Raw genomic sequence first — 12,013 nt, 5'->3', positions numbered from 1 at the left:
TTCTGGGCGGCCTGGGCTGCGGTAGATGTCTGGCAGGGCTGGGCGAATGAAAAAGTGCGTAATGAGACCCTCAGCCAGTTTGCCCTTCGAACCGCGGTATTGCTGGTCGTGGCTGTCTGGATGTTTGCCAGCTAATGCAGCGAACATAATGAAAAGGAACAGAGTCAATATGAAGCCCATTTTTACCGTCTGCCGGCGTATCAGCACGAGCCTGATGACCAGAATAAACGCCTTTCTTTTATTGTGCTGCTTTTCCTGTCGATCCGCCTGGGCGGATTTGCCCGCTATCGAGCCGCCGAAAAGTGGCGGCGGAGGCGGATTGCTGGGACAGGCTAAAGGGTACGCGCAGGATGGCATTGTGATTGGCGGGTTGATCCTCTCGGCAGTCGCGTTTTTTAAAGTGGCCTCAGCTGCTGTCGAAACCTTTTCCGAAGTGCGGGATGGCAAATCAACCTGGACCCAGTTTGGCGCCATCGTCGTGGTCGGCGTGGTGCTGTTGGTGGCCGTGATTTGGCTGCTGTCGAAATCGGCCAGTATTATCTTTTAAGGCAGTCACCATGCAGACGATCGCTTTCTTACCTGACCGTTTAAACGCCGAGCCGGTGGTGTTTCGCGGGTTCACCACACCGGAGATGGGACTGGCCGCACTGGCCGGGATCGTGCTCGGACTGGCCGTCAGTCTTCCCCTGATCCCGTTAGCCGGTTGGGTCATGCTCCCGACCGGCATGTTGGTGATGCCTTTGTTACTGGTGAGCTTTGGCGGGCGCTGGCTTGCGCATGTTAAACGTGGCAAGCCGGAAAATTATCTCTGGCTGAAACTGGAAGAGAAAAAACGCCGGCTGGGTCTCGGTGATCCGGCCTTGATTATGGCCGCTCAGGGCTGGTCGTTGCGCCGAAGCAGGAGAGCGCGATGAGCCGGTTTCGTCATGCGGTGAAAAACCGGGATCAGCATATTCTGACCCTGCGAGTGGCGTGCGGCATTCTGGTGTTGGTATTGCTACTGAGCCTGACGGGCTGGATGGCGTCACCGCGCAATCTCACCATCCATCATCCGCCGGACTTACGCACCGGCAGCACGCGCCCGTGGTGGGAAGTACCCACCCCCAGTGTCTACAGTTTCGCCTTTTATATTTTCCAGCAACTGAATGCCTGGCCGAAAAACGGGGCACAGGACTATCCGGCCAAAATTTATACGCTTTCCCCTTATCTGACGCCGGCCTGTCAGGATTTTCTGCGTGAAGATGCCAGAACCCGGGCTGACAGCGGTGAGCTGCTCGACCGGGTGCGGGTGGTGTATGAAATTCCCGGTCGCGGCTATGGGACACGCAGTGTGACGGTGCGTGACCGGGATAACTGGGTAGTCCGGCTGGATTTGGTGGCCGATGAATATTATCACGCTGAACCGGTCAAACGGGCACGGGTGCGTTATCCGCTGAAAGTGGTGCGCTGGGAAGGGGATGCCGAGCGTAATCCCTTCGGGCTGGCACTGGATTGTTACGACGGGATGCCACAGCGGCTGGAAGCGATGCCGCAACCTTTGGCAGAGAAAAAGGGCGTATTTCAATGAGCAGAGTGTCATTTGGCTGTCGCAATTTTTGGCTGGGTTTGGTCAGCATCTTGCTGTTCAGCGTCGGTGCAAAGGCTGATGAACTGATGAAGTGGGAACGTATTCCGTTATCCATCTCACTCAACGTGGGGCAGGAACGCATTATTTTTGCTGACCGGAATGTCCGTGTCGGTTTGCCGCCGTCACTCAGTGATAAATTGCGGGTACAGAGCGCGGGCGGGGCGGTGTACCTGAAAGCCAGCAATACCTTCCCGTCAACCCGCCTGCACTTGCAGGACAGCGAAAACGGCGAAATCATTTTACTGGATATTACGGCAGCTAAAACGGGGCCAACAGAGCCGGTACGGATTATTTATTCGGATGAAAAACATGCTGCGTCAAAAGAAGAACCACAGCGTCAGCGCAAAACCGAATTATCAGCGCCCGTTCCGGTCGCCTTAACCCGCTATGCCGCGCAGCAACTGTATGCCCCGTTGCGTACTGTCGAGCCGGTGGCAGGTATCCAGCCGGTGAACCTGCATCTGACCCCGTCCATCACAACGCTGTACCCGTCAGAGCCGATTGCGATTACGCCGCTGGCAGGCTGGCGATCACACCCTCACACGGTCATCGCGCTGAAACTGCGCAATACGGCCAAACGCACTATCCCCCTCGACCCGCGAGCATTACAGGGGCAGTTTGTGGCCGCCACGTTCCAGCATCGCTGGCTGGGTGAAACGGGATCACCGGAGGATACGACGGTATTGTACCTCGTCACAAAAGGGCTGCCGGATAATGCCTTTATCCCTGAGCCGGCATCGGTGAAACCGGGAGGCCGTCATGGAGGTTAAGTCCAATGCGTTGGTGAAAATACTGGTGCCGACAGTGCTGGTTATCGGCGGGTTTATTGGCATCAAAAGTTGCAGCTCAACGGAAGGTGCCGCGCCCGGTACGACGCAGAATAATGTACTGGCCACGCTGTCACCGGAGGAGTTACAGGCGCTGGGTGTCGGTGGCGATACACCGGAAGATACCCTGCGTACCCTGATAGGGGCACTGAATAAAGTGCGGGCAGAGCAGAAACGCTTAAGTCAGCAGAATACCGATATCCTGAAAGAAAATGACCAGTTAAAGCATCAGCGCCTTGATGTTGCCGGCCAGATAGATGCGGCGGTTACGGCCATCCGTCAGGGCGATGAACAGCACCGACGCGAGTTACAGGATGAGCAACAGGGGTTGCTGGCTCAGATTGATTTGCTCACCGAGCGGTTAAATTCAACCCCTTTGTCTGCCCCGGAAAGCCAAAACGCATTGAGCAGTCCGTATGCCACCAACCCAGTCAGTGGGCAGGATGAACTCATCTGGGTGGTTCCTGCCGATGAAAAACCGGTTGATGCCCAAAACGGGGTTTACGGCAAACCGGCCACTAAATTCCCGACCGCTTTTTTAAGTGAGCAACCGGCAACGGAACAAAATACCCCACCGGATCCCTCGCTTAAGGAAGAAAACGAAAAACCGGTCTATACCCTGCCGGAAAATGCCACTCTGGTGGGCAGTCAGGCGATGACCGCGTTATTAGGCCGGGTGCCTGTCAATGGCACCGTAACCGACCCTTACCCGTTCAAGGTTCTGATTGGCAAAGACAACCTGACCGCCAATGGCATCGAACTGCCGGAAGTGGAAGGTGCTGTTGTCTCCGGTTCAGCCAGTGGTGACTGGACACTCTCCTGTGTACGCGGGCAGGTCAATTCCATCACCTTTGTGTTTCAGGATGGCACCGTGCGCACCCTGCCGGGCACAGGGCAGAATCAGCAGGGTATCGGCTGGTTATCTGATGAAAACGGCATTCCCTGTATCAGCGGTGAGCGTAAATCCAACGCCAGCTCTTATCTGCCGACGTTGTTTGCCCTGTCAGCCATGAATTCGGCCGGCGATGCCCTGAACGATAGTCAGCGAACCGCCCAGACCAACGGCACTGGCGGTATCACTTCCGCGTTAACGGGTAACGCCGGACAGGCGGCATTAGGCAAAGCCCTGGCCGGTGGCATGAATGACATCACCGAATGGCTCAAACAACGTTACAGCCAGACGTTTGATGCGATCTACGTCCCGCCCGGTGCCGGTGTTGTGGTGCATATCACCCAAAGTCTGGCGATGGATTACGAAACGAAAGGCCGTAAGGTGCGTTACGACTTTAGTGAACCCGTTCAACATGATACTCAGGAAGCCTTAGATTAATGGAAAAGCCTGTCTTTCAATGGCTGTTCAGTGCCAGCCAGCCCTATTGCCTGCAAGTCAGCAGACCCCCACAGGCTGAACCGGTACCGGTTCAGCTCTGCTGGCGGCCTGCCCATCAAAAAGCGTCCCGGCTCTGTCTTGCCATCGGCAATGCGTGTCAACCGCTGAATGACGGTGATTTTACCGTCTTTCGTCTGACAGAAATCCAGTGGCAGGTGGTGATTGCAGGCAAAGCCAGGGCTGAACCTGAACAGTGGGAACGGCTGCCGTTTACGGTATCGGAACTGGCCGTCCATCCTGAGTTTGCCACCTTGACCGCGATTGGCATTACGGAGGTTCAGCGATGCGAAAAATAAACACTGTTGTCGTGCTGTGTCTGACTGGGCTGCTGGCCGGTTGTTCAACCTCGAAAGGCACGTTGCTGCCTGCCGGCGGGCAGACGGTGCTGGCGATGTGGCAGGGCAATAAAGCCGGTCATACTACCGTGCAGGCCAGAGCCGCATTGCGCAGAACGTTGACCGGAATCGAACGCCGCCGGGCACTGGAAGAGCATTACCATTACAGCCGTTCGGCTGCGCAGGAAATCAGCCAGCAATTCCCCCGTCTCCCCAATCCCGATATGGTGATGTATATCTTTCCGCATCTGGCGGCAGGCAATACGCCGATACCGGGCTACAGTACGGTGTTCCCGTTTTATCAGCAGGTGCAGTACGCCCTGCCGGGTGAACGCACGGAGGCTCTGTAATGAAAAATCCCAAGGCACTGCATCGCCCCGGCAAGCTGCGTGAAGCCGATGAAGCCGCGATTTACCGGGCCAGTCCCTCCATCATCGACTACCTGCCCTGGGTGGAATATCTGGAAGACGGGCAATGCCTGTTGCTGGATGACGGGGTTTCCGTGGGAGCGGTCTATCGTATCGAACCGGTGGCCACCGAAGGGCGTCCAGTGGAACGGCTGATTGAAATCCGGGATCAACTGGAGGATGCGATCCAGGACAGTCTGGAAGAAGACGATATCTCACCCTGGGTGGTGCAGTTTTTTTGTCAGGATGAAGATGATCCAGCCAGTTACCTCAACACGTTACGAAACTATATAAAACCGTGGGCACAAGGTACCGCGTTTACGGAGGCCTTTCTGGCCGAGTCCGAACGCCACCTGAACAGCATTGCTCAGCCTGAGGGGATATTTTACGACAGCTTAATTACCGGGCAACCGTGGCGGGGACAGCAGCGCCAGACCCGCATGGTGGTTTACCGCTGGCTGCCGGCTCACAAATCGCAGACACACCATCAAACCGTATCCCCGGTGGCGGCACTTAATCAGGTCTGCGAGCGGCTGGTTTCCTCACTGGCGGCGGCGGGTATTGTGGCCGTTCGGCAAAATGGCGAGCAGATCCACAGTTGGTTGTTACGTCATTTTAACCCAGCCCCGGACTGGAGCATGGCCAAAGTCGATTTTTACCACACGGTGAGTTATGAAACGCCCATGCAGCTCGAACTCCCGATTTATAATGACTTTGCCGAAAGCCTGTGGTTTACCCCACCGGTATCTGATCCCGAAAACGGTGTCTGGTGGTTTGATGGCCTGCCGCATAAAGCGGTGCCGGTTGAACGCCTGCGCCGCCCGCCAGAACCGGGCACGCTGACGGGCGAAGTGAAACGGGGGGATAATATCAATGCCCTGATGGATATGATGCCGGCAGGCACCGTGGTTTCTTTGACCATCGTGGCGCAGGCACAGGATACGTTGGAAGAGAGCTTTACCCGGCTGGCAAAAAATGCGGTGGGGGAAAATACCGAATCGGCACGTGTCCGGCAGGATGTGCAGGAGGTCAAAACCTTACTGGGACGGCGGCATAAACTGTATCGCAGTGCGCTGGCCTTTCTGGTGCGCGGCAACGATGTCACTGATCTGAACCAGCGGGTGCATCAGTTATCGTCAACCCTGCTGAGCACCGGATTACAACCGGTGCGACCGGAATTCAGTGTGTCCCCGTTGAATACTTATCTACGTGCCCTGCCCATGTGTTTTAACCCGCAGAAGGACAAAAAACACTGGTTTACCCGCCTGAGCTGGGTGCAACATCTGGCAGGGCTTATGCCGGTCACAGGCCGTTCAACCGGCACCGGGCACCCGGGGTTCAGCTTCTTTAATCGCGGTGGTGCACCGCTGACGTTTGATCCGATGAATAAACAGGATCGCACCCAAAACGCGCATTTGCTATTGTTTGGCCCGATCGGGGCAGGTAAATCCGCCACGCTGTGCGCCTCTCTGGTGCAACTGATGGCTATCCACCGACCGCGTTTGTTTATTGTCGAAGCGGGGAACAGCTTTGGCTTGCTGGCAGATTATTACGCCAGTCTGGGGCTGACGGTCAATAAAATCGGTATCAAACCGGGCTGTGGTGTCAGTCTGGCCTTATTTGCCGATGCCCATCAGTTGCTGCAACTCAGCCCCAATCAATGGCAGGACATTCCTGATGAATCGCAGGAAGACGAAAATGACGAACAGCGCGATATTCTGGGTGAAATGGAAATTGCTGCCCGGCTGATGATCACCGGGGGTGAGAAAAAAGAGGAAGAGCGCCTGACCCGTTCGGATCGGGGATTAATTCGTGAAGCCATTATGATGGCAGCCCACACCAGCTTTGCTGAGGGACGCCAGATGCTGGCCTCTGACTTACAGAATGCCCTCTATGCCATCGCCCGCAATCACCAGCAGGATGAGTATGGCCAGCCCTTGATCACGGCACATCGCCGGGCACGGGCAGATGAAATGGCCGGTGCCATGTCGATGTTTACCCAGGGTTTTGAAGGGGAACTGTTTAACCGTCCCGGCACGCCGTGGCCGGAAGTGGATGTCACCTTGATTGATTTGGGTACACTGGCGCGGGAAAACTATTCGGCACAAATGGCACTGGCGATGGTGTCACTGATTAACACCGTGAATAATCTGGCCGAACGCGACCAGTATCAGGACAGGGAACTGCAACTGGTGATCGACGAAGGGCATATCACCACCACCAACCCGCTGCTCTCCCCCTATATGACCAAGGTCGTGAAAATGTGGCGTAAACTGGGTGCCTGGTTGTGGCTCGCAACGCAAAACCTCGCCGACTACCCAGACACGGCTGAAAAAATGCTGAATATGGCGGAATGGTGGCTGTGCCTCACTATGCCACCGGATGAAGTCGAACAAATAGCCCGTTTTAAAAAACTGAATGAAGAGCAGAAAGCTGTCTTGCTTTCTGCCAGTAAATTGCCCCGCTGTTATACCGAAGGCGTGGTGCTGGCGAAAAAAATCGAAGCCTTGTTTCGGGTGGTGCCACCCAGTCTCTATCTGGCGCTGGGGATGACGGAAAAAGAAGAAAAGGCCGAACGGCGGGCGTTAATGCGCGAGCACCAGTGCAGTGAACTGGAAGCGGCGGTTTTGGTGGCAAGAAGGATGGATGAGGTGAGAGGATTGAAAACTGATTCTGTGGAACGCCACATTATAAGCGCAACTGATTGATAATTCATATCATTGAGAACTGGTAGTAAAGACGGGAGATCCCAGCACTCTGGCTGGGATCGTTTTATTGCTATTCTTCGTACTTGAAGTCTATGTTGATTTTCATTTTTTCAAGGTCAACAGTGACTAGGCATCCATACCATACAGGCTGACCATTGGTCAGATTATTTTCTACGTAGTATTTACGCAGCATAACTAAATTTTCGATAACACCATCACCAGTTTCTGGAGAGGGGGGTAAAAACCATTTTTGGCATCCGCTTTCATCAATATAGTCATATAATAATTTAGCATGATCATTTTCGGGCGATAACTCGACATCCAGTAAAATCTTCTGGGCATTATCAGGCGCAGATTCATACAATATCCGACCAATTTCTGAATAAATTTCATCATCACTCACCATCATTTTCCTCCAGATGTGTTCATAAAGCGTTCTTCTACCGGCCTTTCATTGCCTATCTGATAAGCTACCGAAAAACGGTCTGGTCTGGCACCATTATCTTTGTAAGAAACATCTATCTTTACCGTTGTTATACCGAAGGGGTAGTGCTGGCGAAAAAAATCGAAGCCTTGTTCCGGGTGGTGGTGCCGAGTCTCTATCTGGCGCTGGGGATGACGGAAAAAGAAGAAAAGGCCGAACGGCGGGCGTTAATGCGCGAGCATCAGTGCAGTGAACTGGAAGCGGCTGTGTTAGTGGCCAGAAAAATGGATATTGCGCGGGGGTTAAAACAGACATAACTATTCAATTTTATTATCGGGTATATTGACTGAGAGAACGTTAACTCTCTTGCCTAAAAAATTGAGATGAAGATAAGAATGAAAAAGTATCAATCCAATCATGGAAAAAAGAAACTTTATCGCCGGGTCAATACGACAGCCCATTTCGTTTTTCATCATGGCGGTGAATATCGATGGGAGCGAGCCAAACAAAAATTAATCAGGGAGGATATGCCCTACTTTCTGTCTATGAAAGGCAGGCAAAGACGCGGCTTAGATTACACGCCACTTTTTATGTTTTTATTGAGTAAAGTCGGTGAAAAATGGGATGCGGTTCACAGTGAAGCCGTTCAGCGACTGGACAGTCCAGAACCTTTATTTTGGATAGTGGCGTTACATGAGCATGAACAAAGAGATTATATCCGCTGTGGTGAATCCAGTTATTACAACGGGCTGTTCGTCGATAAATCAGGCTTTTTAAGGAAGGTGAATCCGCATTTGTCAGCAAATGATATTCCTATTCAGTGTCAGTGCTGTACGCATACATTTAACGGGATTCCTGTTCACCGCTGATTCAGGTAATTTTCACCATGGGAAAAAGAATTAAGTGCAGTATTTAACGCGCTTTTTCTGCATGTTACCCCTTTCAGCATGAATGAAAAGGGTCACAATCTGTGGTGCAAAAAGTCCAGTCCCGTCGGTTCAGCAGGGGAAACTCTTCGATTATCGGCCTGTTAAGCCTGTCACTCAGTTTTCCCGGTCAGGCCATGCCGGAAGTGCCAAACCCGGATCAGCATGAGCACACCCTGGCCGAAATCACCACCCAATGGGGGCAACTGACTCAATCGCAGTCACCCAACGAAGCGGCAAAAACAATGGTCGCCCGGCAGTTATCGTCTGTGGTGACATCAACACTGACACCGTGGTTGAACCAATATGGCAATGCCCGCCTCACACTCCCTTTCGACAATCATTTTTCGTTAAAAGACGTTGCATTTGATGGGTTACTGCCTTTTTATCAATCGATTTCGGGTACGGCATTCAGCCAGCTCGGGGTAAAAACCCACCACGGACAGACAACAACGGCAGTCGGATTCGGCTATCGCTATGTCGCCGATAACTGGTTATGGGGGGCCAATGTCTTCTGGGATGCGTTGTGGCCGGCGCAGCATCACCGTTACAGCATTGGATTAGAAGCCTGGCATGATAACGTTAAATTGTCTGCCAACCTTTACCAGCGTTTATCCCATTGGAAGCCCTCCCGGCTTACAGATTTCGATGCAAGACCCGCCAATGGCTGGGATATTCAGGCCGAAGCATATTTACCTGCTTTTCCTCACTGGGGCGGGCAATTGCAGTTTGCGCAATATTACGGGCAGCAGGTCGCGTTATTCGGTGAAGCAGAACGCCAGAAAAACCCGTACAGCGTCACCGCGGGGCTGACTTACACGCCGGTGCCGTTAGTGACACTGGGCGCTGATTTTCGGCAAGGTAAACAAGGTGTCAGTGAAAATCGTTTTACCCTGAACCTCAATTATCGGTTGGGTGTTCCGTTAAACCAACAGTTTGATCCAAACGCGGTCGCGCCATTGCGCAATTTAAGATCCAGTCAATTTGATTTTGTGAATCGGCGTAGCGATATCGTGTTGGATTATCAGAAGCAAACGTTGCTGACACTGGCTTTCCCTGCATCAATCAACGGATATGAAGGCAAGGAAGTGACCTTTGTACCGATTATCCACGCTAAATATCCGCTGGCACGTTTAGAGCTGGATACGGCTGAATTACAGCAAGCGGGCGGGAAAATACTTGATCAACGGCCGGATAAAGTGACGTTACGGTTGCCGAAAACCACGGAAAATCCCGTTCGGCTTTCGGGAATAGCTATCGACAGCCGGGGTAATCGCTCCAACCGGGCAAAAATCCTGATGGTGAGTTTGCCGACCGAAAAGCGATGGCAGGTGACAGCAAATAAAACGCAGGCCAAAGCCGATGGTCATGACAGTGTGAGCTATACCGTCCTTGTCACCGACCAGGAGGGAACTCCTATTCCCAATCAGGTCGTTATCTGGTCAAGTGATAAAGGCGAATTGTCCCAAGCCCGGAAGCACACGGATGCGCAGGGGCAGGCATCGGTCGTGCTACATAGTCGTCAGCAGGGGCTGCACACAGTACGTGTTACCGTGGATGAAGAGGCTGTTATTGCACCTTCAGTACAGTTTGATGCGGTGCTGATCCCCGAAATCACCGTTGATAAGCACAGCATTAAGGCGGATGGAAAATCAAGGGCGACGCTGACCGTTACTGTCAAAAACGCAGCCGGTCAACTTGTTTCGAATCAGGCCGTTGGCTGGCAGACCAGCCTTGGCCAGTTCTCCGCATTTTCATTAATGACTGATGCAAAAGGGCAGGCTACGGCTTATTTAACCAGCAAAGTATCAGGAAATGCAGAAGTGACAGTGGCAGTTGGCAGTGAAACAGTGATGGCTTCTCCGATTAGCTTTACCGCCTCGTTAACGCATACACTTCAGGCTGACAAACAAACGGCGATTGCTGATGGTCAGGACAACATCCTTTATACGGTGAACGTGCGCGATGCAGCGGAACAACCCGTTGCCAACAGTAAAGTGCAATGGTCAGCGGATAACGGGCAACTGCTGGACAGGCAAGAGCAGACAAACAGTCAGGGAGAAGCGACAGCCCGGTTAGTCAGTCGCACCGCCGGGAGGGTAACGGTGAAAGCTGAGGTGGCGGGAAAAACCCTTTATGCTGCTCCGGTGATGTTTGAACGTTTGCTGAAACCGGCGATCACAGTGGACAAAGTCCGGGCTAAAGGCGATGGGCAGGATACCGTGGTGTTGACCGCCACAGTGAAAGACTCGCTGGGGCTATCTGTGGAAAATCAGTCAGTAATTTGGCAAACGGATCATGGCGTGTTGTCCTCAGAACGGACGCAAACTGATAATCAGGGACAAGTGCAGGTTCAATTGAGCAGTACATTTGCAGGAGATCACCAGGTGCAGATCCAGGTCGGCGATCATAAAGTGGCTGCCCCGATGGTCACCTTTGATGAAATTCTGTTACCCACCCTTCGGGTCAATAAAACCCGTGCCGCGGCGGATGGCGAAGATCGGGTGATTTTTACTGTCACCGTCACCGATATTCATGGGCAGGAGCTTGCGGATAAAGCGGTTGACTGGTCTGGCAATCTTGGCGAGATGATTTTTGCAGAAGGCGGGACAGACCGTCAGGGAAAGGCAACCGCAACCCTGGTCAGTCGTCATGCTGGACAGGCTTCGGTCACCGCAGAAGTGGGTGAGCAGCAAGTTGTCTCCTCTGTGGAATTTATCCTGCCGTTGCGCCTGGTTGATACTGTTGCCGTTGACCGTCAGGGCGGCAATGCCAACCAGAAATCGTTTGGTCTCAGGGGACCCTCCGTACTCTGGCGTGGCGCGAAATTCCGTCTTATCACGGCAGGCAATACAGGCCGGGTGAACTGGCAGAGTAACTCGCCCTCGGTGACGGTATCGGGGGATGTGGTGACGGTACAGCAAAATCCTGACGGAGTCAGGCTCACGGGTACTGATGAGACCGGGCAGCAGGTCGAGCTGACCTTGACGGTTCACACCTGGTTTGAGCGCTCCGGCCTGACGAAAGCGTTTTACTCAGAGGCAAAACAACTTTGTAAATCACTCGGCAGCCAAATTGCCTCCAAATATGCGTTGGAACAGCTCTATGAGGAATGGGGTAATTTTTATCTCTACGATGGCTGGACGCGGGAATTTTATGTGACTTCCACGGATTACCTGGCTGCCAGCTCAGGTTCCGCAGAGCATCAGGCGAAATGGACGTTTTGGGCAGAAACCGACCGGTGGATGCGAAATGGTTGGCCGATGACCGGATTTGCATGTGGCAGGTAGCAATGTTGCCCAATTTATCGGCTAAATAAAGCCAGTGGCTGTTAAAACAGCCACTTAAGAGAATTTCAATCGCTCAGGC

12 protein-coding genes and 1 pseudogene are annotated in these 12,013 nt (G+C 53.2%); 12 read left to right on the top strand and 1 reads right to left on the bottom strand.

The annotated features are described in order from the left end of the window. The 9 genes from AAY47_RS20585 to AAY47_RS08840 form a co-directional block, all read left to right on the top strand. Nucleotides 1–135 (top strand): TIGR03758 family integrating conjugative element protein (locus AAY47_RS20585; RefSeq protein ID WP_072059768.1); only part of this gene is annotated, 135 nt, incomplete at its 5' end. 79 nt (nucleotides 136–214) lie between these two features. Beyond that, nucleotides 215–547: a TIGR03745 family integrating conjugative element membrane protein gene (locus tag AAY47_RS08875; protein ID WP_235428322.1), complete on the top strand. Its 333-nt coding sequence runs from the start codon at nucleotides 215–217 to the stop codon at nucleotides 545–547. 10 nt (nucleotides 548–557) lie between these two features. Further along, nucleotides 558–914 (top strand): TIGR03750 family conjugal transfer protein, encoded by a 357-nt coding sequence (locus AAY47_RS08870; protein ID WP_047768957.1) that lies wholly within the window; start codon nucleotides 558–560, stop codon nucleotides 912–914. Beyond that, nucleotides 911–1,567, top strand: a complete 657-nt coding sequence (locus AAY47_RS08865) for a PFL_4703 family integrating conjugative element protein (protein WP_047768955.1) — start codon at nucleotides 911–913, stop codon at nucleotides 1,565–1,567. The genes AAY47_RS08870 and AAY47_RS08865 overlap by 4 nt, the downstream gene beginning before the upstream one ends. Then, entirely contained in the window at nucleotides 1,564–2,397 is an 834-nt protein-coding gene (locus AAY47_RS08860) for a TIGR03749 family integrating conjugative element protein (RefSeq protein WP_047768952.1), read from the top strand. Before AAY47_RS08865 ends, AAY47_RS08860 begins: the two co-directional genes overlap by 4 nt. After that, nucleotides 2,387–3,784, top strand: a complete 1,398-nt coding sequence (locus tag AAY47_RS08855; RefSeq protein ID WP_047768950.1) for a TIGR03752 family integrating conjugative element protein — start codon at nucleotides 2,387–2,389, stop codon at nucleotides 3,782–3,784. Before AAY47_RS08860 ends, AAY47_RS08855 begins: the two co-directional genes overlap by 11 nt. Further along, entirely contained in the window at nucleotides 3,784–4,140 is a 357-nt protein-coding gene (locus AAY47_RS08850; protein ID WP_047768948.1) for a hypothetical protein, read from the top strand. Before AAY47_RS08855 ends, AAY47_RS08850 begins: the two co-directional genes overlap by 1 nt. Further along, on the top strand, nucleotides 4,128–4,529 hold the full coding sequence (locus AAY47_RS08845; protein WP_047768946.1) for a TIGR03751 family conjugal transfer lipoprotein: 402 nt from the start codon (nucleotides 4,128–4,130) through the stop codon (nucleotides 4,527–4,529). Before AAY47_RS08850 ends, AAY47_RS08845 begins: the two co-directional genes overlap by 13 nt. After that, entirely contained in the window at nucleotides 4,529–7,294 is a 2,766-nt protein-coding gene (locus tag AAY47_RS08840) for a conjugative transfer ATPase (protein WP_047768945.1), read from the top strand. The genes AAY47_RS08845 and AAY47_RS08840 overlap by 1 nt, the downstream gene beginning before the upstream one ends. A gap of 70 nt (nucleotides 7,295–7,364) precedes the next feature. Here AAY47_RS08840 and AAY47_RS08835 read toward each other — a convergent pair whose 3' ends face one another. Beyond that, the gene (locus tag AAY47_RS08835; protein WP_047768944.1) at nucleotides 7,365–7,700 is read right to left on the bottom strand and encodes a hypothetical protein; all 336 of its coding nucleotides are present in this window, start codon (nucleotides 7,698–7,700) and stop codon (nucleotides 7,365–7,367) included. 125 nt (nucleotides 7,701–7,825) lie between these two features. On the opposite strand from AAY47_RS08835, the pseudogene AAY47_RS08830 reads away from it, so the two are divergent. The 3 genes and pseudogenes from AAY47_RS08830 to AAY47_RS08820 form a co-directional block, all read left to right on the top strand. Next, nucleotides 7,826–8,035: pseudogene (locus tag AAY47_RS08830) on the top strand (type VI secretion protein); the annotation flags it as partial. Between the two features lie 78 nt (nucleotides 8,036–8,113). Further along, complete coding sequence (locus tag AAY47_RS08825; RefSeq protein ID WP_047768940.1) at nucleotides 8,114–8,587, top strand: hypothetical protein; 474 nt, start codon at nucleotides 8,114–8,116, stop codon at nucleotides 8,585–8,587. Nucleotides 8,588–8,688: 101 nt separating this feature from the next. Beyond that, entirely contained in the window at nucleotides 8,689–11,934 is a 3,246-nt protein-coding gene (locus tag AAY47_RS08820; protein ID WP_047768938.1) for an Ig-like domain-containing protein, read from the top strand. The last annotated feature ends 79 nt before the right edge of the window (nucleotides 11,935–12,013 follow it).

The sequence above is a fragment of the Xenorhabdus griffiniae genome (assembly GCF_001028135.1).
In the GTDB taxonomy this organism is placed as follows: domain Bacteria; phylum Pseudomonadota; class Gammaproteobacteria; order Enterobacterales; family Enterobacteriaceae; genus Xenorhabdus; species Xenorhabdus bakwenae.
Note: the sequence above shows the minus strand (reverse complement) of the source record. Positions and strands in the feature narration are given on the sequence as shown.